The sequence below is a fragment of the Kitasatospora sp. NPDC088742 genome, from assembly GCF_055584905.1.
In genome coordinates this window covers 429,851-453,017 of record NZ_JBVJLD010000001.1, presented here as the reverse complement: position 1 = coordinate 453,017, position 23,167 = coordinate 429,851, and the positions used below count along the sequence as shown (strand labels likewise).

Genomic DNA, 23,167 nt, shown 5'->3' with positions numbered 1-23,167 from the left:
CATCCTTGGTCCGGGGTGCAGGTGAGGATGCCGGGCGGCAACTCGTCCGAGCAGTGCGGGGCGCACCCGTGGGCGTGGTGAACGACGGGCGGGGTCACCGGGGGAGGGTGACCAGGACGCGGCCGCGGCTGCCGGCGTCGACGCGGTCGTGGGCCTTGGCGATGTCCGCCAGTTCGTAACGGTCGCCGACTTGGACGGTCAGGGCGCCCACGGCGGCCGCGGCGGTCAGATCGCGTGCTGCCTGGCGTTTCGCCTCTTCGGGGAAGTCGTCGCTGCCGATCAGGCGCAGGACGACGTTGTTGAACAGCAGCGGCCAGAAGGGGATCTCGGTTCGGTCCGCGCTCGTCGCGTAGGCGGCGATGACCGCGCCGTTCGCGGCCACGGCGTTGTCGAGGTCCGCGTTGCCCGACAGGGACACCTCGACGATCCGGTGCACGCCCTCGGGTGCGTACGCGCGGATCGCCGCCGCCGGGTTCCCGTGGTCCAGGGCCACGGCGTGGGACACGACGGCCGGATCGACCTGTGCGAGATCGGCGCCGCGCCGGACAGTGGCGATCACCCTGGCCCCGCCCCAGCGGGCGAGCTGCGCGGCCAGGGAACCGACCCCGCCCAGAACGCCGTGCACCAGCACGAGCTTGCCGTCGACCGGTCCGTCGGCGAACACGGCGCGGTGGGCGGTGATGCCGGGGATGCCCAGGGCCGCGCCGACCTCGTCGCCGAGGTGGTCGGGCAGCGGAACAGCCAGACCGGCGGGTACGACGGTGTACTGGGCGGCCGTGCCGAAGGGCCGGTAGGACTGGGCGCCGTGGATCCACACCCGCTGTCCGACCCTGCGCTCGTCGACTCCCTCGCCCGCGGCGTCGACGACTCCGGCGGCGTCGCTGTGCGGGACCACCCGTGGGTAGGGCATCGAGGAGCCGAGCCAGCCGCGCCGCTTCTTGGTGTCGCCGGGGTTGACACCGGAGACGGTGACGCGGACGCGGACCTCGCCGGGGCCGGGGGTGGGGTCGGGCAGCTCGCCGACGCGCAGCACGTCGGCGGCGGGGCCCTGACGGTCGTACCAGGACGCAAGCATGAGCGGTTACCTCCGGGGCTGGTCAGCGCACAGGTCGTCGAAGCGTAGAGGGGTCTGTCCCGGTGCCCGCGGTGACTGGCTGGTCACCGTCCAGAACCTGGTGCAACCAGGCCCGTTCGGCGCTGCTGATGGCGCGGGCGGTCAGCAGCATGCCGCGCCGGTAGGGGTCGGTCATGTCCTCGGCGCGCAGCGGCCGGTCGCCGTCGTAGAAGAAGCTCGCCGGCTCCTCCAGGAACTCCAGTCGCCGCCGCAGCACCGCGTGCTGTTCGGCGACGTCCGGCAGGAGGGACAGGAACGCCAGTACGGTGAAGAACCGCGTGAAGTCGCTGATCTCGTGGTCGGCGGGCGCGCGCAGCCGCTTCAGCAGGTCGGCGCGCCCGGCGTCGGTCACGCTCAGTGTGTAGCGGGCCGGGCCCGCCGCCGGGTCCGCACGCCGTTCCAGCAGGCCCGCCGCGGCGAGACGCTTGATCGCCGGGTACAGACTGCCGTCGCTGACCGGCCGGGTGTAGCCCGTCAGCTCCGAGAGTCGGCGGCGCAGTTCATGTCCGGGCAGAGGCCGCTCGGCCAGGAAGCCCAGTATCGCTAGGTCAAGCATGTCCCTATCGTCCCACACGTACATCGATTCGATGTGCACATCGAAACGATGTACCGTGGTTCTTCCGCTCGCTCGTTGCGAGGGGCAGTGCAAGAAGAGAGAGGCGGGCGGACATGTCGCCGCAGTCCACCGAATCCGTGATGAGTCGCTTCGTCGAGTTCATCAACACAGCCGACGAGGACCTTGCCCGTGAGGTCATCGCCCCCGATGCCGAGTTTCATGCGCCGAGCCACGCGGAACCGCTGCGGGGCCCTGAGGGCTACCTGGAGCTGATCGCGATGATGCGCGCGGGGTTCCCGGATGTCCGGTGGACTCTGGAGGAGACCGTCACCGAGGGCGACACGGTCGCCGCCCGGTTCACCATGCGCGGGACGCATCAGGGCGAGTTCTTCGGAATCCCGGCCAGCGGAAGGACCATCTCGGTCCAGGCCATGAACTTCTACTACCTGGCCGGCGGAAAGATCATCAAGGAGCGGGGCCAGCCCGACCTCCTCGGGGTGATGCAGCAGATCGGTGCCGTGCCCGCGCCTTGAGAGCGCAGGTACGAACTGCCCTGACCGCCGGACTGACTGGGCCGATCGGTGGGGCTCCGGGTGTCGGGGCCCCGCCTGTGGGGGTGGCGGGGGTGGGGGTTGCCTAGGGTGCGAGCGGAATGAGCCCGTTTGGACGGGTTTGCTGACTCGCCGTTAGGTGCACCGCATGAGACCGAAGAGCCGTCGAGCACACGTCCGACTGCGGGTGGGGGCCGCGCTGCTGGCGGTCACCGCCGTGACCGCTGCCGCGCCCGTGCAGGATCCCCGCGCCGACCTGGGCCCGGCGATCGACGCCGTGATGGACAAGCCCGCGTACCGGCACGGCCAGTGGGGCCTGCTGGAGATGGACCCGGTGAGCGGGGAGACCGTCCACGCGCTGACGCCCGATCAGTTCTTCATCCCCGGCTCGGTGACCAAGCTCTTCAGCGTCTCGGGCACCTGGCACGCGCTGGGCAGCGACCACCGCTTCACCACCCCGGTGCACGCGCTCGGCACCCGCGACGGTTCGGCCCTCGACGGCGTCCTCGCGCTGGTCGCCCAGGGCGACCTCACGATGGGTGGGCGCACCGCGCCGGACGGCTCGGTCGCCTTCACCGACACCGACCACACCTACGCCAACGACCTCCCGGGGGCCACCCTCACCCCCGAGGACCCGCTCGCCGGGCTCGACCGGATCGCGGCCCAGGTACGGGAGTCGGGCATCACCGAGGTGCGCGGCGACGTCGTCGTCGACCCGCGCCTGTTCACCGCCGAGTCCAACCTCGACCCGGCGCCCACTCCCCTGATCATCAACGACAACCTGATCGACCTGCTGGCCACGCCCACCCGCCCCGGCGAGGCGGCCGAGCTGATGTGGCGTCCGCAGGTCGCGCCGTACCAGGTGACCTCGACCGTGCGGACGGTCGAGCCCGGCGGGCCGACCGACATCCAGGTCGGCGCCTCGCCGGACGGGACCCGGATCACCCTCTCGGGCACCGTCGCCGCCGACGCCCGGCCGGTGCTGCGGGTCTCCTCGGTGCAGGACCCGAACGCCTTCGGCCGCACCGCCCTGATCGAGGCCCTCGCCCGGGCCGGGGTCACGGTGACCGCCCCGCCGACCGGGCCGAACCCGGTCGGCGACCTGCCCGCCGACTACGCCGGGGCGCCGCGGGTCGCGGCGTACGTCTCCCCGCCCTACGCCGAGTACGCCCGGCTGATCCTGAAGGTCAGTCACAACCTCGGCGCCAACCTGGGGATCTGCCTGATGGCGGTGACCACCGGCGGCCACGCCTGCGACGACGGCTTCCCGGTGCTGCGGTCCTTCCTGGAGCAGGCCGGGGTCGACCCCACCCAGGTGCAGCTGCTGGACGGCCGCGGCGGCAACCCGGTCGACCGGGTCACCCCGCGCGCGGTCAACGAGGTGCTCAAGTACTGGCTCTCCACCCCCGAGGCCGAGCGCTTCCGGCACGCCCTGCCGATCCTCGGCGTGGACGGCAGCCTCGCCCCGTTCTGCCCCGACTGCGCGGCCAAGGGCAAGGTGTTCGCCAAGCCCGGCACGGTGGCCGGCTTCGACGCCGTCAACCAGCGGCTCGCGATCGGCGCGCAGGCCCTCGGCGGCTACCTGGAGACCCGCGACGGGTGCCTGCACACCTTCTTCGTGGGCGTCAACGGGGCCTCCGCGCCCGACATCGAGGGCCTCATCGAGACCGTCGCGGACGTCGCCCGGATCGCGGCACTGCTCCAGGAGCAGGCCGCCCGCTGAGAACGGAGCAGCACCATGGCAGCACCCACTCCCTCCCCCACCCGAGCCGTCCGCACGCTGCGGCGCCACGGCCTCGGCACCGCCTCCCTCGCGGCGGCCGTCCTGCTGGCGGCGGCCACGCCGGTGGCCGGAGCCGCCCCGAGGGCCCTGCCGCCCACCACCCAGTTCACCCCGCTGACGGCGTCCGTGCTGACCGAACCCACACCGTTCGAGGCCACCGACGGCCGGACCCACCTCTCCTACGAACTGCTCGCCACCAACGCGCTGTCCAGCCGCGCGCAGGTGCGGCTGGACCGGGTCGACGTCCAGGACGCCCGCACCCACCAGGTGCTCGGCTCGCTGAGCGGCGAGGAGCTGGCCGCGGCCGCCAACCCGGTCGGCGACCCGCTTCCGGGGGCGGACGCGTACACCCCGCCGCCGCCTCCGCCGATGCCGACCGTCCTCCAGGGCTCCCAACAGTGGGTCATCTGGCTGGACTTCACCCTCGACGGCGGCCGTCCCGCGCCCGAGGCCGTCGAGCACCACCTCACCGGCGCCGTCCTCTCCCCCTCCGGCGCCACCCCGTTCGAGGAGACGGTGCGGACCACCCCGCTCGGCCGCACCGCGCCCCTGGACCTGGCCGCGCCGGTCGCCCCGGGCGCCTGGTTCGCCAGCGAGTCGTGCTGCGGCAACACCCACCACCGGCGCGGCTTCGCCCCGATCAACGGGCAGTTCTACGTACCGCAGCGCTTCGCGATCGACTGGTACCGGGTCGGCTGGCAGGGCGAGACCTGGGCCGGCGACCCCGCCCGGCTCGACAGCTACCTGAGCTACCGTCAGCCGGTGCTGGCCTCGGCCCGCGGCCGGGTGGTGGAGGTCCAGGACGGCGTCCCGGACAACACGCCGCCGCACACGCCGCCGGTCCCGCCGATCGGGGACACCACCGGCAACCACATCACCCTGGAGGTCGCGCCGGGCCGCTTCCTGCTCTACGGCCACCTGCAGCCCGGCTCGCTCCGGGTCAAGGAGGGCGACTGCGTCGAGCCCGGCCAGGAGCTCGGGCTGATCGGCAACAGCGGCAACTCCACCACCCCGCACCTGCACTTCCAGGTGATGACCACGGCCGAGTTCTTCCCCACCGACAGCCCGCCGTTCACCTTCCGGGAGTTCCGCGTCCTCGGACAGGTCGAACCCCGGCTCTGGGACGACAACCTGGGCACCCAGCCGACCGGTGTCCTGCCGATCACCCCCTCGCCCTACGAGGGCCCGCACCGCGCAAAGTACCCGCTGGACCGCGAGGTGCTGCACTTCTGACCGTGACTCGGGGGCCGGTCTCCGCCGCTGCGGGACCGGCCCCTGAGCGTCCGCTCGTTACCCGGTCCGGTTCAGGAGAGGCGGGTGAACTCCACGCGCACCTGCGGGAGTTCGCCCGGGGTGCCGCGGTAGACGCCCTTGTGCGGGGGGACGTCGCCGTACTCGCGCCCGCGCGCGACGATGACGTGGGACTCGCCGGGGCGGGTGCCGTTGGTCGGGTCGTGGCCGGTCCAGTCGCCCGACCAGTACTCGACCCAGGCGTGGCTCTCACCGGCGACCGGCCGGTCCGGTTCGGCGTCCGGCGAGGGGTGCAGGTAGCCGGAGACGTACCGGGCCGGGATGCCGGCCGCGCGCAGCAGGGCGGCGGTGAGGTGGGCGAAGTCCTGGCAGACGCCCGCCCGTTGGTCCCAGGCGTCCTGTGCTCCGCTGTGCACCCCGGTGGTCCCCTGGGTGTAGGCGACCCGTTCCCTGACCAGGTCGGTGAGGGCCGCCGCGGCCTGGTGGGCGTCCAGGCCCGAGGCGGTCTCGCCGGCCAGCGCCACGAGTTCCGGGCTCACCGTGGTGCGCGGCGTCCCGGCGAGGTACTCGTTCAGCCGGGTGTCGGCCGACCGTGCGGTGATCTCGGCCCGGCCGAGCGGTGTGGGCAGCGCGGCCGGCGGTACGGTCTCGACCAGGCTGGTCGCCGTCAGGGCGAGCGTGGTGTGCGATTCGGGCAGGTCGAACACGGTGACCTGGGTGCCCCAGTAGTCCCAGTAGGTCCACAGCGACGTGCTCGGGCTCACGTCCACCCGTGAGTCCAGAACCGTCTGGCTGGGTAGCGTGAGCGGGCTCATCCGCAGCTCGTTGTAGGAGGAGCCGGCCGGGCTCGGGTATCCCACCCGGGTCTCGTGGCGAATCCTCAGTCGGCTGGCCATCGCGGTCACACCGCCTCTCGGATCTCGGACTGGTGCGACCACTCGATCGGGCCACCGCAGGGGAAGTAGCGTTCGGAGACGGCCCGGGTGGCCTCGCCACAGGCGAGCTGGAGTTCGTTCAACAGGGCTGGCAGCCGGTCCAGTTCGGAGGTGGAGAGGTACTCCAGCCTGGTGCGCATCCGGCCCACGGCCAGCCGCGCGGGCTCGGGCCGCTGCCAGGAGGGCGCGCCGTCGCCGAGCTCGGTGAGGCACTCCTCGGCGGCGTTCAGCGCGTGCAGGACGGAGCGCGGGAACCCCCGGTCGAGCAGCAGGAAGGTCCCCACCTCGGCCGGGTCGCTGCCGGCCCCGCGGACGCGGACGAAGGCCTCCTCGGCCCCGCTCGCGCTGAGCAGGGTGGGCCAGTCCGGAGCCTGGCCGGCCGCCAGCACCTGGACGGAGAGCAGCCGGGCGGTCATGTCGACCCGCTCCAGGCTCCGCCCGAGGACGACGAAGCGCCAGCCGTCGTCACGGCTCATGGTGGAGTCGGCGAGCCCGAAGAACAGCGCGGCCTGACGCCGGACCAGCCCGAGGTAGGCGTCCGGCCCGGTGCGGCGTGCGGCGCGGCGGCGCTCCGCGAGCTGGTGCCAGGTCGAGTTGAGGGTCTCCCACATCTCGGTGGAGACCACGTCACGCGCCGTCAGAGCGTTCTGCCGGGCGGCCGCGAGCGCGCCCTCGATGGAACCGGGGCTGGCCGCGTCGAAGGCCAGCCGGGACAGCACCGAGTCCATGTCGCACTGCCGCCCGGCCGGTACGGACACGCCGAGGATGGCGTGCAGCGAGCGGCAGGCGGCGTCCTCGCCGCTCCACGGGTCGTCCAACAGCCGGTGCAGGTAGGCGTCCAGGATGCGCGCCGTGTCGTCGGCGCGTTCCACGTAGCGGCCGAGCCAGAACAGCGACTCGGCGATCCGGGAGAGCATGGTGTCGGTGGTGGTGGTGATCACTGCTGCGCCTCCTCGTGGGGCAGGCCACCGGGCAGACCGCCGGGGCCGAACTGGCGTGGGACCACTTTGCGTACGGGGCTGGGCCGTCGGCCGACGGTCCGGCTCGGCGGAGCACCGGCCGCCATCACCCAGGTGTCCTTGGAACCGCCGCCCTGGCTGGAGTTGACGATCAGGTTGCCCTCGCCCAGCGCCACTCTGGTCAGCCCGCCGGGGAGCAGCCAGACGTCGCTGCCGTCGTGGACGGCGAACGGCCGCAGGTCGATGTGGCGCGGTGCGAGGTCGTCCCGGCCGTCGGCGCCGCGGCTCAGGGTCGGTGAGGTGGAGAGCGCGACCGGGCGTTGGGCGATCCAGCTGCGCGGGCACGCCCTCACCTGCGCGGCCAGCCGGTCGAGCGTGCGCCGGTCCGCCTGCGGGCCGATCACGATGCCCTGGCCGCCCGCCCCGTCGACGGGCTTGAGCACCAGCCGGTCCAGCCGGTCCAGGACCTCCTCCAGCCGGCCCGGCTCCTCCGGGCGGATCGTCTCCACGTTCGGCAGCAGCGGCTCCTCCCCGAGGTAGTAGCGGATCAGGTCGGGGACGTAGGTGTAGAGCAGCTTGTCGTCGGCGATGCCGTTGCCCACGGCGTTGGCGAGGGTGACGTTGCCCGCGCGCGCGGCGGAGAGGATGCCCGGCACGCCGATCAGCGAGTCCGGCCGGAAGTGCAGCGGATCCAGGAAGTCGTCGTCGAGCCGCCGGTAGATCACGTGGACCGGGCTCTCGCCCCGGGTGGTGCGCATCCGCACCTGGTTGCCGGAGCACACCAGGTCGCGGCCCTCGACCAGCTGGACGCCCATCAGCCGTGCCAGCAGGGCGTGTTCGAAGTAGGCGGCGTTCGCCAACCCGGGGGTGAGCACGACCACGACCGGATCGGTCACGCCCTCGGGGGCGCAGGCCCGGAGGGCGCCCAGGAGGCGCTGCGGGTACTCGTCCACCGGGCGGACGGGCTGCTCGGCGAAGAGGGAAGGAAAGGTCCGGGTCATCACCCGACGGTTCTCGATCACGTACGAAACACCGGACGGCACACGGACGTTGTCCTCCAGCACCCGGAACCGGCCCTCCTCGTCGCGGACCAGGTCGATCCCGGAGACGTGGATGCGGACCCCGTTCGGCGGCTCGATGCCGTGCGCCGCCCGGTGGAAGTGCGGCGAGGAGTACAGCAGTCGGTAGGGCACCACGCCGTCGGCGAAGACCCGCTGCGCGCCGTAGGCGTCGGCGAGGAAGGCCTCCAGCGCGAGCACGCGCTGCCTGACCCCCCGGCTCAGCCGGTCCCACTCGACGGCGTCGAGCAGACGTGGCACCAGGTCGAGCGGGAAGGGACGCTCCTCACCCCCGTAGGAGTAGGTCACGCCCCGGTCGGTGAAGGCCCGGGCCATGTGGTCGGTGCGGTACCGAAGTTCGAGGGAGTCCAGCGGGCTCAGGGCGGCGAAGACGGCCTCGTAGGCCGGTCGCACCACCCCGGGACGCTCGAACATCTCATCCCACGCGCCCGCTGTCGTGTACGAGTCGAAAATGTCGGCCATAGCAAAACGGTATGGCCGGTTTGTTTCACTCGCGCCACTACCGCACGACCTATGTCACCTCACCCCGGTACAGGAGCAATGTGGCTGTCTCCCCGTCAGGTCCGCGCGGCCCTGCCTCAGGCCTCCTGGTCCGATCCGGGAGTCTCCGGCTCCGGCTCCGGCTCCACCGCCGGCTTGGAGGTGGCGGGCTGGACCGCCTTCTTCCACGCGTCCTCCAGGCTACGGCTGATCTCCTTCAGCCGGGCCCCGTCCGTCAGCGTCTTCCCGTGCTTGCCGGCGGCGTTCTTGAAGTTGCTGACGAAGGTCTTCCACTTCACCACCGGCAGCCGCGCGACATCGGACAGGTCGCGGCGCAGGACGTTCTCGTAGAGGTCGTTGATGTCCGAGGAGTCCCGCTTCACCTTCTCCTTCCACCCGTTCCCCGGCTCGGCCGAGCGCTCACGACTGATCAACGCTTCGATCTTGTCCAGGAAGAGCTGCTTCTCCTCCCGTACGACCAGCGACGGCCCGCCGGGCCGATCCCGGTTCACCGTCTCGTAGTTGCGCACCAGCGTCACGCTGACCTCGGCGTCCCCGAACCGCCCCCTGACCGTGGTGGGCTCTCCTCTCCCGACCTCGACCTTCTTCCCGCCCAGCCGTTCGACAAGGGCGTCGAGCAGCCACCCCCGGTGCTCCTTCGTCACGGTCACCCCTTCGGGCGGGACGACCTCAAGGCGCATGTCGAGGTCCTGGACCGGCCGGTGGTAGTGCAGCGCGGCCACCGCCGCACCCCCGCCCAGGCTGGGTCGCAGGACGGCACCGGCCAGTTCGGGGAACTCCGCGGTCAGCCCAGCCAGGAATCCCACTCGGAATTCGTCCTGCAACTGTGCGGCGATCCCCAGCTTGTGTTCCGCGTCCAAGCTGTCGGCGTCCTCCCAGCCCGAGGTCTGCTGCCCTCCCGTCGACGTCGTGGAGGTCACCGAAGTGGGCGGATCCATGCGCTGGGCGACGAGGCGGTTGACGGCGACGTTCCCCGCCGAGCGCTGCAGGGCCAACAACGGGTGCACACCGCCCGGTTGACGCCCGTCGGCCGACGGAAGGCCGGCCGGCCGACGCTGACGTTCGGTGTCGTGATGCTCGTGCACTCCCGCTCCCGTCGCCGTCGCCGTCACACCGGAAACGGCAGCGTACGCAGGAGCGACGGCCGAACCGCCCGGCACACCGGGCAGCCATCCGGGCACGACGCACTGCCCTCCTAGTGCCGGGCACGGCACTAGGCAATCGCGGCGGCACTGTCGGGCCCCGTCCGTCGAGACAGGGCCCGACGCACGTGTTCATCCGCGAGGACTCATCCGCCCGCCTGCGCCACGCTCCGGAGCCAGGCGGCGGTGTCGGCCGGGAGGAGGGCGCCGTCGAGCGGGGAGCTGGCGAGCAGGACGGCCTCGTGGGGCGGCAGGGGGACGGGCTCCGCGGAGAGGTTGACCACGCAGGTGAAACCGCCGGGGCGGGTGAAGGCGAGGACGTCGGGGGTGGTGGGGAGCCAGGCGAGCGGGCCGTCGCCGAGGCCGGGCTCGGTGCGGCGCAGGCGCAGGGCGGTGCGGTAGAGCTCCAGCATCGAGGACGGGTCACCGGTCTGGGCGGCGACCGTGAGGTCCTTCCACTCGCCGGGCTGGGGCAGCCACGGCGGGCTCGCGGCGCCGGGCGGGGTGAAGGCGAACGGCGGGGCGTCGCCCGACCACGGGAGGGGGACGCGGCAGCCGTCGCGGCCCGGGTCGGTCTGCCCGGACTGATGGAGCGTCGGATCCTGCCGCACGGCGGCGGGCAGGTCCTCCACCTCCCACAGGCCGAGCTCCTCGCCCTGGTAGACGTAGGCACTGCCGGGCAGGGCCAGCGAGAGCAGGGCGGCCGCCCGGGCCCGGCGGGTGCCCAGCCGCAGGTCGACGGGGCTGGCGTACCGCGTCCCGCCGTCGAAGGCGAAGGCGGTGTCGCGGCGGCCGTAGCGGGTGACGTGCCGGGTGGTGTCGTGGTTGGAGAGCACCCAGGTGGCCGCCGCGCCGACCCGGGCGTGCATGGCCAGTGTCCGGTCGATCACCCCGCGCATCCCCTCGGCGTCCCAAGGGGCCTGGAGGAAGGGGAAGTTGAACGCGGTGTGCAGCTCGTCGGAGCGCAGGTAGCGGGCGAAGCGCTCGGGGTCCGGGCTCCACAGCTCACCGACGAACATCCGCCCGCCCGGGTAGGAGTCGGTCAGGCGGCGCCAGGAGCGGTAGATCTCGTGCACCCCGGGCTGGTCGGCCCAGGGCAGCGGGGTGCCGGGCCGGTGGTCGGCGGCGTCGGGGAGTCCGGCCTCCTTGACCAGGGCGTCGGTGACGTCGATCCGGAAGCCGTCGACGCCGCGGTCCAGCCAGAAGCGCAGGGTGTGCTCGAAGTCGGCCCGTACGTCCGGGTGTTCCCAGTTCAGGTCGGGCTGCTCGGGTGCGAAGAGGTGGAGGTACCACTCCCCCTCGGTGCCGTCCGGGTCGGTGACGCGGTGCCAGGCCGGGCCGCTGAAGTAGGAGGTCCAGTCGTTCGGGGGCAGCTCGCCGTCCGCGCCCCTACCGGGGCGGAAGTGGAAGCGCGCACGTTCCGGCGAGCCGGGCCCGGCGGCCAACGCCGCGCGGAACCACGGGTGTTGGCCGGAGACGTGGTTGGGCACCAGGTCGACGATGATCCGCAGACCGGCCCGGTGGACCTCGCCGATCAGGGCCTCGGCCTCCGCCAGCGTGCCGAACAGCGGGTCCACGTCGCGGTGGTCGGCCACGTCGTAACCGCCGTCGGCCATCGGGGAGACGTACCACGGCGAGGTCCAGAGCGCGTCCACGCCGAGCTCCACCAGGTGGGCCAGGCGGTGACGGATCCCGGCGAGGTCGCCGACCCCGTCGCCGTTCCCGTCGGCGAAGCTGCGCGGGTAGATCTGGTAGACGACGGCGTCCCGCCACCACGGGCGGGCCTCGTGACCGGTCATGCGGTACCGACCTCCTATCGGCCCGCTCCGGCGCGGCGGCCCGTCTCCCAGGCTCCGGGCCCGGCGGGGCCCGCGCAACAACTTCCGGAGAAACCCCGAAAAAGAATCTCGCCCGGGATGTCGAGAAGCCGTGTCCGGCTCCGTCCCAGGGGTGAGCGCGGCCAGAATGGGCCCGCCACACCGTACGGAGGAGAAGCGATCATGGCCAAGTACCTGCTGCTCAAGCACTACCGCGGCGCCCCGGCGCCGGCCAACTTCGTGGCGATGGAGCACTGGACGCCCGAGGAGATCACCGCCCACATCCAGTACATGCGGGACTTCGCCGCCAAGCTGGAGCAGACCGGCGAGTTCGTCGACGCCCAGGCGCTCGCGCCCGAGGGCACCTGGGTCCGCTACGACGGAGAGGGCAGGCCGCCCGTCACCGACGGCCCGTTCGCCGAGACCAAGGACCTGATCGCCGGCTGGATGGTGATCGACGTGGACAGTTACGAGCGGGCGCTGGAGCTGGCCGGCGAGCTGTCGGCCGCGCCCGGCAAGGACGGGAAGCCGATCCACGAGTGGCTGGAGCTGCGCCCGTTCATGTCCGCGCCGCCCGTCGACGCCGACCTGGACTGCCACGGGTCGGCGGGGTGAACCCGCCGGTGGACGAGGTGCTGCTGCGCACCCTGACCCCGGGCGTGCTGGCGGCCCTCGTCCGCCGGGGCGCCGACTTCGCCGCCGCCGAGGACGCGGTGCAGGAGGCGCTCCTGGAGGCCTTCCGGACCTGGCCGGAGGCCGGGGCGCCGCGCGACCCGAAGGGGTGGCTGCTCACGGTCGCCTGGCGGAAGTTCCTCGACGGGGCCCGGGCCGAGACCGCCCGGCGCCGCCGGGAGGAGCGGGTGCACGAGGAGCCGGAGCCCGGTCCGGTGCCGGAGGCGGACGACACCCTGCGCCTCTACTTCCTGTGCGCGCACCCGTCGTTGACGCCCTCCTCCGCCGTGGCGCTCACCCTCCGGGCGGTCGGCGGGCTGACCACCCGCCAGATCGCGCAGGCGTACCTGGTGCCCGAGGCCACCATGGCGCAGCGGATCAGCCGGGCCAAGCGCACCGTCTCGGCCGTCCGCCTCGACCGGCCCGGCGACGTGGCCACCGTGCTGCGGGTGCTCTACCTGGTCTTCAACGAGGGCTACGGCGGTGACCTCGACCTGGCCGCCGAAGCCATCCGTCTGACCCGGCAGTTGGCGGCGGCGGTCGACCACCCCGAGGTGGCGGGTCTGCTCGCCCTGATGCTGCTGCACCACGCCCGGCGGGCGGCCAGGACCACCCCGGACGGCGCCCTGGTCCCGCTGGCCGAGCAGGACCGCGGCCGCTGGGACACCGCCGCCGTCGCGGAGGGGGTCGCGGTGCTCCAGGCGGCGCTCTCCCGGGACCGTCTCGGCGAGTACCAGGCACAGGCGGCGATCGCCGCGCTGCACGCGGACGCGCCGACGGCCGCGGCGACCGACTGGGTCCAGATCGTCGAGTGGTACGACGAGTTGGCGAAGCTGACGGACAGTCCGGTGGTCCGCCTCAACCGCGCCGTCGCGGTCGGCGAGGCCGACGGCCCCCGCGCCGGCCTGGCCGCCCTCGCCACGGTGGCCCCCACCGTCCCCCGCCACACCGCCGTCTCGGCCTACCTCCACGAACGCGACGGCGCCCTGACCACGGCCGCCCGCCTCTACGCCGAGGCCGCCCGCCACGCCGCCAACCAGCCCGAACGGGACCACCTCTACCGCCAGGCCGCCCGCCTCAACTCCCTCCCGGGGGTTCAGCAGTAGCCGTCCACCCGGGTCCGCCGACTTGGGGTCCGGTTGGGCCAGGGGCGCCCGGCCACCTCGGAGGCGGCGTCGCGCAGCAGATCGAGCGCGGTGCCGCCGGGGTAGCCCTGGAAGCTCGCGTACGTGCCGCGGTGGTACTGGTTCCAGTAGCTGACCACCCGCCGCTCGGTACGCGCGAAGAACGCCGGGTTCTCCACGACGAACCGTCCGTACACGGCACTCCCCTCGGAGCCGGGAACGAGCAACTCCCGTAGCCCGTCCCGGAGATCGACCAGGATCTCCAGCACGTACTCCCCGAGCAGCCGCACGACGAAGGGGACCACCTCGGGGTCCGTGGACGCGATGATCTCCGCGAGGTGACGCTGCCGCACCCGCCCGTCGTGGTGACGGGTGTAGAGGCAGTGGAGTGCCCTCCGCCGCCGCTCGGTGAGCGACCCGACCGCGGCGGTGGCCGGTTCGTCGTGGTAGATCCGGATGGGGACGGTGAGCGCTCCGCCGCCGACCCGGACCGAGAAGGAGCCGTGCTCTCCCGGATGGTCCGGGCTCGCGGTACCCAGCGGGATCGGTGCCGCGTCCGGGACGTGGCGCGAGGCGACGGCCATCGCCAAGCTCCGCAACTTGGCGAAGTAGCTCTCGCAGTACGGCTCGTGCATCAGGGGGATCGCCTTGTCGAGGGCGTTGATCGACCCCCAGAGCTCGGCCGCGCACCACTCGTCGAAGGTGCCGTTGAGAGTGCGGTCGACCAGACCGGCCACCCACAGGTCGACCAGGACCAGGTCCGTTCCGGCGATGCCGGCACCCCGGAAGCTCGGTGGGAACGGCATGGCCCGGTGCTCGTCCCGCAGTCGGACCAACGACTCGCCGCTCAGCTCCGACTCCGCGGTCCGGGCCGCCACCGTGACGAGCGCGGCCACCGCGTCGAACACCGCCTGCGCCACTCCGACGGCGGCCTCGGGTTGCCAGGCGGCGCTGCTCCGTTCGCCCCGGGCGAGTTGGCCGGGAAGCGCCAGGGCCGGGCCGAGCGGAGCGGCCGACCCCGCGGGGAGCAGTCCCGTCGCGACGGCCGACCGCACGCGCTCCGGCAGCGGCCCCGGCGCCACCGACCGCCCGGTGAGGGCGAGTTCCAGCGCGACCAGCGAATGGGTGATCGCGGCGGTGGCGAACTCGTAGCGGTGGAATGCGAACCGGAGGAGTTCGCGGCAGGTGCCCAGCGCGCTCATCACGTCCATCGGCGCGTCCGCCGGAACGGCCAGCCCGGCGATCAGGTCCGCCATGTCCTCGAAGTCGGGGACGAGGAATTCGCTGCGCGGATCCGGCGGAGCGGGGCGTAGCGGTCCACGGGATGTGGTCAGTGGGTTCACCTGTGCAGTCTGGCCGCCCGGGGCAGGCGGGACCAGTGGGTTTTCCAGCCGGGAAGGACCGTTCCGAGCCTGCATTCCGACAGTTCGTCAGCCGACTGCTTCTGTATCGTGTCCGAATTTCTTCCGATGGCCGTATCTTCCGTTCATCAGCTCACCCGGCTCGGGCCGCTCCCCTAAGGTCGCCCCCGGAAGGGCTCCGGCGCCGTGCCGGACGCCCGCCGACCCAGGTGGGGAATCCATGCTGAGAACGCTCTTCGCATCCCGAACCAGCCACCTCCTCCGCGCCACCACCGCCGCCGCGTCCCTGACGGCCGCGCTGCTGGTCGGAGTCGCACCGGCCACCACCACCGCCACGGCCGCCCAAGCCGCCGCCGAGACCGCGGCCGCCTCGCCGTCCACCCTGACGAAGTCGGTCCGGAACGTCACCCACCCCGGCGCCGCCACCGCCGAGCACGGCGACACGGTCGACTGGGCCGTCTCCTACCGCAACGCGGTCGACTCCCCGGCCGCCGCGCCCGCCACCGTCACCGACCCGATCACCGGCGGCGGGACGGGCGCGGGCACCACCCAGACCTACGTGCCGGGTTCGCTCCGGACCCCGCCCGGCTGGACGCCGTCCTGGTCCACCGACGGCTCCACCTTCACCGGCACCGACCAGGGCGCCGCCACCACCGCCGTCCGCGCGTCCAAGGCGGACGCCCGCAACGGCGGCACCGAGCTCTCGGCCCCGCTGTTGCCGCCGGTGAAGCCCACCACGCAGGCCACCGGCGGGGACGGCTTCACGCCGATCCTGCACCGGACGGCCCTCGGCCAGGTGCAGTCCTGGAACATGTACCACCACGTCGGCGCCACCGCCCGGCAGGTGGTCTGCAGCGACCTCTCCACCGGGCAGCCCTGCCCCGGCGGCCCCTGGCCCCGCCCGCTCAACAGCACGCCGGGGCCGCTCGGTTCGGGCGACACCGGCGACATCGCCTCCACCCTGACCCCGCAGTACGTCGAGGACCCGCAGCGGCCCGGCACCGTCTACTACCCGGGCGTCTCGGCGGGCAGCGTCGGCGTCGGCTGCCTGGACCTGGACACCGTGGCCAACTGCGGCTTCTTCGCCCTGGCCCCCGTCGCCGGCTCCCCGTCCGCGGCGAACGGACTCGCCGGGCTGGTCACCACCGGCGGCAAGCTGTACGGCGTCGCCAGCACCGGGCAGGTGCTCTGTCTGACCGTCAGCTCCCGCACCCCGTGCGCCGGTCAGCCGTACGCGGCGATCGTGCCGCCCAACCACGACCTGCCGAGCTCGCCCGGCGCGCTCTACCTGGGCGCCACCACCGTCGCCGACGGCAAGGTCTTCGCCTCGTCCTCCCCGCAGACCGGCGGCTCCACCGCCGCGCTGCCGCCCGCGCTCGGCTGCTTCGACCCCGCGACCGGCACCGCCTGCGCGGGCTGGGAGACCCCGCACGCCGCCGCGCCCAGCGCGGCCTACTACAGCTACAACGCCTACACGGCCTACGACACCGCCGGCCAGGCCAACGGCGTCTGCACCACCACCGTCAGCGGCGCCACCCTCAACACCGCCTGCTTCGCCATCGCCGGCGCCCCGTTGACCCCGCCGTCCACGTTGGCCGGGATCGCCGGCGGGGTGCTGACCTTCAACCCCGAGGTGGTCACCGCCAACGGCGAGACCCGCAGCTACTTCCCGATCTGGGGCGGCGGCATCGCGGGCGCGACGGTCTGCCACGACTGGACCCACGCCGCGCCCTGCGCCGGCTTCCCGCTCCCGGCCAAGCACCCGAACGTGAACGGCGGGGCCACCCGGGACTACGGCTACGCCTACGACGCCACCACCCGCTGCCTGATCGCCCTCGGCGACGCGGGCGTGCTGTTCTCGATCGACCCGGCCACCGGTACCTCCCCGTGCGTGCACAGCGGGGCCACCGTCACGCTCCGGCCCTCGGCGTTCTACTGCGACGGCGGGACCGGCCACGTCCAGGCGTACACCCGGGCCGAGTTGACCGGCATCGACCTCTCGCACGCCGACCTGGCCGCCTCCCGGGTCAGCGTCACCGACCCGGACAGCGGCGCCGTGCTGGCGAGCCCGCCGCTCACCGCCGACGGGGTGATCGACCTCAGCGGCATCAGCGCCGCCGCCCACCCGGCCGTCACCGTGTCGGTGCAGTTGACGCTCACCTCGGCCGCCGACTTCGAGAACGGCAACGGGCCGGTGCTGACGGCCCGTTACCAGGGTGACGCCCCGCAGCTCTGCTTCCGGACCGTGGTCTCCGCCGACTGCGCGGCCACCCAGCTCTCCAACACCGCGAACGGCGTCGACGCGGCGGGCCAGTCCGGCTCCAACACCGTCACCCTGGCCGTCGCCCCCGGCAGCGGCTGCCTGCCGCAGGTGAGCGTGGTGAAGGAGATCTGCGCCTCCGACCACCCGCACGACTGCGACCCGGGCGGGCCCGGCCCCTGGGCGAAGACCAGCCCGGTCGGTCTGCTCCGCCTGCTCGGCACCGCCCACTGGCGGATCACCGTCACCAACACCGGCCAGGTGGCCGCCGCCGGGGTCCAGGTGAACGACGCCGCGACGCCCGCCTGCCGCACCGCCGCCGGCACCTTCGAGCTGGCCGCCGGGACGAGCCGTCAGATCCACTGCAGCTCCTTCCTGCTGGCCCTCCCGATGAAGAACACCGCCTCCGCCAGCTTCGTCCCCGCCAACTCGCCCCCGGGCACCGTCCCCACCACCACCGCCCCGTCCTACGCCGTGGCCTGCTCCCTGCTCTGCATCCTGGCCGCACCCGACCAGGCCTGACCTCCGCAGCCGCTGCGGATGCCGCCGACCGGAACACCTCCGGCCGGCGGCATCCGCCGTTCTACCCTGGTGCCATGGAGAGCCGCCGCGAGGATCTGATCAAAGCTCAACGGGCTTACACGGAACAGGGGTTCGAGCTCATCCCACCGGACGCGGTGGCCGGCCTGGCCCACCCCCACCTGCTGCGCGCGGCCCGCCAGGTGGCCGGACTGCTGGCGCTCCTCTACGACCGGCGCCTGGACCAGGACGCGGCAGAGGCGGAGGCCCGGCAGCTGGCCGAGGCCGTGGAGTCCGGACGGGTCCGGCTCTTCCTCCTACTGGACGGGCAGAGCGAGGTGGTGGTGGCGACGACCAGGTACACCCTGGTCGAGCCGCTCTTCGCCGACGGCCCCACGCGGTACGAACTCGGCCGCACCGGCAAGCGCCCCGGCACCCGGTCCGGCCTCGCGGCGGGGCTGCTGACCGCCCGGGTGCGCTGGGCCCGCGAGCACCTCCTGGAGGCCGACCACCTGGTGACCCACACCCGGGTCGCGCTGAACCGGCCCGGCCGGCCACCGGTCGGCCCGGTGATCGCCAGTCAGCTCGCGCAGGGCTTCACCGCCACCCACGCGCTGCACTCCCACCTCGTCGCCCGGACGGCCGCCGAGCCCTTCATCGCCACCTTCGCCCCCCGCGACCTGCCGTCCTGGCAGGCCGCCGCCCGGCAGCGCCCGCTCCACCTGCCCGACGGCCCCGACTACCGCCTGCTGGCCGCGATGTGGGCGGAGAGCACCGGCCTCGAAGCAGCCCTCGACCACCAACTCCCGGACGGGACCGGAGCGGTGGGCGCACTGCACCAACTCGCCGCACCCTCGGCGACGGTGGAGTCGCTCTACCTGCTCACGGCCCGTCCGCCCCTCACCGGACAGCCGGTCCCCACCGTCCCCGCCGTGGCCGGGCCGGACGGCTCGTACCGCTCCACCGGGCTCTCCGACCGGATCGTGGTCGAGGACGATGTGCTCGGCGCACCGGACACCCCGGTCCGGCTGGAGCAGCTCCACCGCGACGGCTTCCGCCCGGCGGGCTGGGAGCCCTCGTACCAGCGGTACGGGCGCCCCGCCCTGGTCCTCACCCGCCCGGGCTCGCTGCCCGGAGCGGACCACTTCGCCGCCCGTCCCGACCTGCGCGCCTTCGCCGGGCTCCCGTCCACCGAACGCTTCCTGACACACGTCCTGGACCGCCGGCCCGTCTGACCTCCGCGCCGGGCGCCGACGGCGCCCGGCCGCGTCAGCCCCGTTCCGCCGAGGCCGTCTCCGAGACGCGTCGGCGGACCAGGAACCAACCACCCGTCAGGGCGGCGGCGACCAGCGGCAGACAGGCCACGGTGGTCCGCCCGACACCGCCGTCCATCCACATCAGGACCAGCACCGAGACCAGGAACCCCAGCGTGACGAGCTGCGTCCACGGCGCCCAGGGGAGCCGGAACCCGGGGCGGGTGAGCAGGCCCTGGCCGGCCCGGCGCCAGAAGAGCAGCGAGCAGATCATGATCATCGCCCAGGTGCCGAGGATCCCGATCGAGGCGAAGTTGATGACCAGTTCGAAGGCCTCACCGGGCATCACGTAGTTCAGCACCACGCCCAGCACGCCGAACCCGGCGGTGAGCAGGATCCCGCCGTAGGGGACGCCACCCTTGTTCATCACGCCGGTGAACTTCGGCGCCGAGCCGGACAGCGACATCGAGCGCAGGATCCGACCGGTCGAGTACAGGCCGGAGTTGAGGCTGGAGAGCGCCGCGGTGAGGACCACCAGGTTCATCACGCCGGCGGCGCCCGGGATGCCGAGCTTGTCGAAGACGGTGACGAAGGGGCTCTGGCTGGAGGAGTACGCGGTGTACGGGAGGATCAGCGCGAGCAGGACGACGGAGCCGACGTAGAACAGGCCCACCCGCCACATGATGGAGTTGATCGCCTTCGGCATGATCTTCTCCGGGTGCTCCGTCTCCCCCGCCGCGACCCCGCACAGCTCGACCGAGGCGTAGGCGAAGACGACGCCCTGGAGCAGGAGCAGCATCGGCATCACGCCGCTCGGGAAGAGCCCGCCGTTCTCGGTGATGGTGGCCAGGCCGGGGGTGTGCCCGTCCACCGGGTGGTGGGTGGCCACCAGGTAGATGCCCACCAGCATGAACGCCACCAACGCCGCCACCTTGATGATGGCGAACCAGAACTCCATCTCCCCGAAGTACTTGACCGAGATCAGGTTGGCCGCGAGCACCACGGACAGCGCGACCAGCGCGAGCAGCCACTGCGGGACGTCGCTGAACATCGCCCAGAAGTGCGCGTACGTCGCGGCGGCGGTGATGTCCGCGATGGCGGTGGTGGCCCAGTTGAGGAAGTAGAGCCAGCCCGCCGTGTAGGCGCCCTTCTCCCCCATGAACTCGCGGGCGTAGGAGACGAACGCGCCGGAGGACGGCCGGTAGAGCACCAGCTCGCCGAGCGCCCGGACGACCAGGAAGGCGAAGACGCCGCAGACGGCGTACGCGATGAACAGCGACGGCCCCGCGTTCGCCATCCGCCCGCCGGCCCCCAGGAACAGGCCGGTGCCGATCGCGCCGCCGATCGCGATCATGTTGACGTGACGGGACTTCAGGTCCTTGCGGTACCCGGCGTCACCGGCGTCCACATGCCCCGGCGCCGCCAACTGTGGCTCATCGGTGTTGAGTTGGGCCGCCGTGGTGGTCGTGCGGTCAACCATGGAGTCGTCGCCTTCATGAGGGGGAGTGTGGTCTCCCGACCGGGACGGCGGCGATGTGGGTGGTCGTCGGGCGCCTCGGCCGAGCGGCACATCCTTACCCGTGGCAGGGGTTCCCGCTGTGGCGTATGTCACCTTCGAGGATGATTTGCGCGAAATTTGAGCTTTGGGCGATTCGGATCCGGCCACTCCGAAAACAGTTTGGGCCGGACCCGGCCGGCTTGCTAGTGTGCCGATCACCGTGACCGCACGCCAGGAGGTGAGACCCGTGAACGCAGTATCGACGTGGGTGCTCCCCCTCTTCTTCACGGTGTGCGACTGACCAGGACGGTGTCGTCGGGAGCGCCTCTTCAAGCAGGCACTCCTGAAAGGGCGACAGCCATGAACTCTCCCCTCCCCCTGGTCAACCGCGTGACCGACACCCAGTGGCAGGCCGTCGACGGCGACAGCCGCGTCCTCGGCCACGGCGACCTCGCAGAGCGGCCCGACGGCCGCCGCTTCCTCAGCATCGACGTCTGGCAGGACACCGCCTTCGCGCCGCTCGCCGACGCCATGTCGGCCGCCCTGCCGGCCCCGCTCCACACCCTGGTGAGCGACTCCGAGCCCGAGCTCAACTCCCGCTGGCAGCAGGCCGGTTACACCTTCTCCCGCCGCGAGTTGGAGTACGTCCTGCCCACCGCCCGGCCGGGCGGCCTCACCACCCCGGCGGGCATGTCGGTCCTGCCCGGGACCGAAGCCGACGAGACCCTGCTCCGCGCACTCGACCGCGACCTCCGCGCCGAGATCTCCGCCGCGGCCGGCTGGCACACCATGCCCGCCGAGGTCATCCCGCCCCCCGCGGGCACCGTCCTCGGCGACCCCACCCGCTACGCGGTGGCCGTCACGGACGACGGCACCTACATCGGGCTGGTGCGGGTGGCGATCGTGCCGCGCCGCGCCCGCATCGGACTCCTCGCGGTCCTGGCCGACTTCCGACTGCGGGGCGCCGGGCGGGCGTTGCTGGCCCACGCCCTCGCCTCGCTCGACGCGGCGGGCATCCCGTCGGCCTGGGCCGAGGTGGACGCGTCCAACCTCGCGGCCGCCGCACTCTTCGAGGACTTCGGCGCCCAGCGGACCGGCAGCGTCACGGAGCTCGTCCGCCACCACTGATCATTCTCCACCGCCCATCCTCCAATCCCCTAGAAACGAGGGACCTTTGCCGAGAACACCGAACGGCATCGAAATCGAAGGCACCGTCCTCGAGTGCCTGCGCAACGCGGTCTTCAAGGTGGAACTCACCAACGGCCACCACGTGCTCGCCCACATCAGCGGGAAGATCCGCAAGAACCGGATCAAGATCCTCCCCTTCGACCGGGTCCTCGTGGAGCTCAGCCCCTACGACCTGACCCGAGGCCGCGTCCTGTACCGCTACCGCAACTGACGCCCCGTCGGGCGGAAAAGCGAGCGCCGCCCCGGGGGGAATTCCCCCCGGGGCGGCGCCCTGCCGTGATCAGCTCTTCGGAGTCAGGCAGAGTACGAACTTGTCGCTGCCCAGCTTCTGCGAGAGGGCGTCGAACTCGGGGCCGCACTTCGTCCCGTCGAAGGTGTTGTCGATGACCTTCGAAACCGTGTGGGTGGCCTTGGAGTCGCCACAGCCGACGGTCTCGACGGACGGGTCGTTCTCGCTGCCGGTGACGGCGACGCAGTCACCGACCTTGGCGCGGACCGGCCCGTCGGTGAAGGCGTCCCGCACGGCGACCTTGATCACTGCCACGATCACGATCACCACGAGCACACCGAGCAGCGAGAGCAGCTTCTTGGACAGGCTCTTCTTGGGCGCTGCCGCCTGCGCCTGCATGGCGGCGTCGTAGGCGAAGGGAGCCGGGGCGCCCTCCTCGGACGGCGGCACGGGCTGGCCCTGGGGGTTCTGCGGGGTACTCATGGGGTCCTCTGCGGTCAATGGCTTCATGGCAGTGCAGGGCGCACAGTATCCACAGCCATTGCGCGCGTTTCGGGCAATGGCGACCTATCAACCCGGCCGTGATTCAAGTGAGATGCAAAGAATTGATAACGGCCTCAGCCGCGAAGGTGATCCACCACGGCCAGGAACAGAAAGAAGTTGGGAATCCGGTGGACCGGCGTATTCGACCACGCGAGCAGCTTGCCGGCCTTCGCCACGCACACCACCCCGTCCCTGACCTCGATCTTCTCGATCTCGCTCCACGGCACCCCGCCCCGCTTCGTGGTCGAGATCCCGCCGGACCCCACCACCACGTCACCGAACCGCACGTGCTCGCCCCGGTCCAACAGCTCCAGCACACCGGGCAGTTGGGCCCTGGTGAGCTCGTGCTGGATGGCGGCGCCCCAGACCTCCGGGTCCGCGTAGAAGTCCGTCAACTCGATCGTGGAGCGATCCGGCTTGAACAGCGTGTAGAGGTAGCTGGTCCCGACGTACACCCCGTTCACGTGGTTCCTGGTGATCCGCTGCAGCACCGCGGCCGAGTCCCACCGGAACGCGACCGGACCGGTGCGGTCGCTCACGACGAGCCCGTGCTCGAAGCAGTGGATCCGCTTCGCGGCCTGCTTGCCGTTGAGGTTGGGCGTCCGCAGCAGCCGCCAGCCGAAGTACAGCCCCGGCAGCACCAGAGCCGGCAGCCCCAGCAGGGTGAGCAAGCCCATACCGGCCATCGCCCAGGCCCCCACCCGCTTCGGCCCGAAACTCGCCCGGAGCTCCCCGAGCCGTTCGGCAGCCGCGAGCGCCGCCACCTCCCCGGGCAGTTGCTCCCGCACCGGCGCCTGAGGGGACTCGACGTGTTGCACTGACGCCTCTTTCA

Annotated in this window: 20 protein-coding genes; 9 read left to right on the top strand and 11 right to left on the bottom strand. The window is 72.5% G+C overall.

The features are described from left to right. Window positions 1-94: 94 nt before the first annotated feature. On the bottom strand, window positions 95-1,075 hold the full coding sequence (locus ACZ6ZR_RS01920) for an NADPH:quinone reductase (RefSeq protein ID WP_465638344.1): 981 nt from the start codon (window positions 1,073-1,075) through the stop codon (window positions 95-97). 22 nt (window positions 1,076-1,097) lie between these two features. Continuing rightward, on the bottom strand, window positions 1,098-1,709 hold the full coding sequence (locus tag ACZ6ZR_RS01915) for a PadR family transcriptional regulator (RefSeq protein WP_465638342.1): 612 nt from the start codon (window positions 1,707-1,709) through the stop codon (window positions 1,098-1,100). 74 nt (window positions 1,710-1,783) lie between these two features. Here ACZ6ZR_RS01915 and ACZ6ZR_RS01910 point away from each other — a divergent pair, with 74 nt between their 5' ends. From ACZ6ZR_RS01910 to ACZ6ZR_RS01900, 3 genes are all read left to right on the top strand, one after another. Beyond that, window positions 1,784-2,203, top strand: coding sequence for an ester cyclase (locus ACZ6ZR_RS01910; RefSeq protein WP_465638340.1), 420 nt, complete (start codon window positions 1,784-1,786; stop codon window positions 2,201-2,203). 166 nt (window positions 2,204-2,369) lie between these two features. After that, window positions 2,370-3,944, top strand: coding sequence for a D-alanyl-D-alanine carboxypeptidase/D-alanyl-D-alanine endopeptidase (gene dacB / locus ACZ6ZR_RS01905; protein ID WP_465638338.1), 1,575 nt, complete (start codon window positions 2,370-2,372; stop codon window positions 3,942-3,944). Window positions 3,945-3,959: 15 nt separating this feature from the next. Next, entirely contained in the window at window positions 3,960-5,237 is a 1,278-nt protein-coding gene (locus ACZ6ZR_RS01900; protein WP_465638336.1) for a M23 family metallopeptidase, read from the top strand. A 71-nt stretch (window positions 5,238-5,308) separates the two neighbouring features. Here the strand turns inward: ACZ6ZR_RS01900 and ACZ6ZR_RS01895 are convergent, their stop codons facing one another. The 5 genes from ACZ6ZR_RS01895 to ACZ6ZR_RS01875 form a co-directional block, all read right to left on the bottom strand. Then, entirely contained in the window at window positions 5,309-6,151 is an 843-nt protein-coding gene (locus ACZ6ZR_RS01895; RefSeq protein ID WP_465638334.1) for a transglutaminase family protein, read from the bottom strand. A 5-nt stretch (window positions 6,152-6,156) separates the two neighbouring features. Then, the gene (locus ACZ6ZR_RS01890; protein ID WP_465638332.1) at window positions 6,157-7,131 is read right to left on the bottom strand and encodes an alpha-E domain-containing protein; all 975 of its coding nucleotides are present in this window, start codon (window positions 7,129-7,131) and stop codon (window positions 6,157-6,159) included. Beyond that, a complete protein-coding gene (locus ACZ6ZR_RS01885) occupies window positions 7,128-8,690 on the bottom strand; it encodes a circularly permuted type 2 ATP-grasp protein (protein ID WP_465638330.1) in 1,563 nt (520 codons plus the stop codon). The genes ACZ6ZR_RS01890 and ACZ6ZR_RS01885 overlap by 4 nt, the downstream gene beginning before the upstream one ends. 116 nt (window positions 8,691-8,806) lie before the next feature. Continuing rightward, window positions 8,807-9,910 carry a hypothetical protein gene (locus ACZ6ZR_RS01880; RefSeq protein ID WP_465638329.1) on the bottom strand — a complete coding sequence of 368 codons (1,104 nt, stop codon included), beginning with the start codon at window positions 9,908-9,910 and terminating at the stop codon, window positions 8,807-8,809. 107 nt (window positions 9,911-10,017) lie between these two features. Then, window positions 10,018-11,670, bottom strand: coding sequence for a glycoside hydrolase family 13 protein (locus ACZ6ZR_RS01875; RefSeq protein WP_465638327.1), 1,653 nt, complete (start codon window positions 11,668-11,670; stop codon window positions 10,018-10,020). 201 nt (window positions 11,671-11,871) lie between these two features. On the opposite strand from ACZ6ZR_RS01875, the gene ACZ6ZR_RS01870 reads away from it, so the two are divergent. Both ACZ6ZR_RS01870 and ACZ6ZR_RS01865 read left to right on the top strand, forming a co-directional pair. Then, window positions 11,872-12,303: a YciI family protein gene (locus ACZ6ZR_RS01870; protein ID WP_465638325.1), complete on the top strand. Its 432-nt coding sequence runs from the start codon at window positions 11,872-11,874 to the stop codon at window positions 12,301-12,303. Between the two features lie 8 nt (window positions 12,304-12,311). Beyond that, window positions 12,312-13,466 carry an RNA polymerase sigma factor gene (locus ACZ6ZR_RS01865; RefSeq protein ID WP_465638323.1) on the top strand — a complete coding sequence of 385 codons (1,155 nt, stop codon included), beginning with the start codon at window positions 12,312-12,314 and terminating at the stop codon, window positions 13,464-13,466. Here ACZ6ZR_RS01865 and ACZ6ZR_RS01860 read toward each other — a convergent pair. Beyond that, window positions 13,457-14,740, bottom strand: a complete 1,284-nt coding sequence (locus ACZ6ZR_RS01860) for a hypothetical protein (protein ID WP_465638321.1) — start codon at window positions 14,738-14,740, stop codon at window positions 13,457-13,459. The genes ACZ6ZR_RS01865 and ACZ6ZR_RS01860 overlap by 10 nt on opposite strands. Window positions 14,741-15,065: 325 nt before the next feature. Here ACZ6ZR_RS01860 and ACZ6ZR_RS01855 point away from each other — a divergent pair, with 325 nt between their 5' ends. Next, on the top strand, window positions 15,066-17,627 hold the full coding sequence (locus ACZ6ZR_RS01855; protein WP_465638319.1) for a DUF7617 domain-containing protein: 2,562 nt from the start codon (window positions 15,066-15,068) through the stop codon (window positions 17,625-17,627). 74 nt (window positions 17,628-17,701) lie between these two features. Continuing rightward, a complete protein-coding gene (locus ACZ6ZR_RS01850) occupies window positions 17,702-18,859 on the top strand; it encodes a hypothetical protein (protein WP_465638317.1) in 1,158 nt (385 codons plus the stop codon). A 34-nt stretch (window positions 18,860-18,893) separates the two neighbouring features. Here ACZ6ZR_RS01850 and ACZ6ZR_RS01845 read toward each other — a convergent pair whose 3' ends face one another. Further along, window positions 18,894-20,357, bottom strand: a complete 1,464-nt coding sequence (locus ACZ6ZR_RS01845) for an amino acid permease (RefSeq protein WP_465638316.1) — start codon at window positions 20,355-20,357, stop codon at window positions 18,894-18,896. 378 nt (window positions 20,358-20,735) lie between these two features. Here ACZ6ZR_RS01845 and ACZ6ZR_RS01840 point away from each other — a divergent pair, with 378 nt between their 5' ends. Beyond that, a complete protein-coding gene (locus ACZ6ZR_RS01840) occupies window positions 20,736-21,503 on the top strand; it encodes a GNAT family N-acetyltransferase (protein ID WP_465638314.1) in 768 nt (255 codons plus the stop codon). Window positions 21,504-21,549: 46 nt separating this feature from the next. Continuing rightward, the gene (infA, locus tag ACZ6ZR_RS01835; protein ID WP_465638312.1) at window positions 21,550-21,774 is read left to right on the top strand and encodes a translation initiation factor IF-1; all 225 of its coding nucleotides are present in this window, start codon (window positions 21,550-21,552) and stop codon (window positions 21,772-21,774) included. Between the two features lie 69 nt (window positions 21,775-21,843). Here infA and ACZ6ZR_RS01830 read toward each other — a convergent pair whose 3' ends face one another. Together ACZ6ZR_RS01830 and ACZ6ZR_RS01825 are read right to left on the bottom strand one after the other, a co-directional pair. Then, window positions 21,844-22,275: an LppU/SCO3897 family protein gene (locus ACZ6ZR_RS01830; RefSeq protein ID WP_465638310.1), complete on the bottom strand. Its 432-nt coding sequence runs from the start codon at window positions 22,273-22,275 to the stop codon at window positions 21,844-21,846. Between the two features lie 134 nt (window positions 22,276-22,409). Next, window positions 22,410-23,153, bottom strand: a complete 744-nt coding sequence (locus ACZ6ZR_RS01825; RefSeq protein WP_465638308.1) for a DUF6585 family protein — start codon at window positions 23,151-23,153, stop codon at window positions 22,410-22,412. Window positions 23,154-23,167 lie beyond the last annotated feature (14 nt).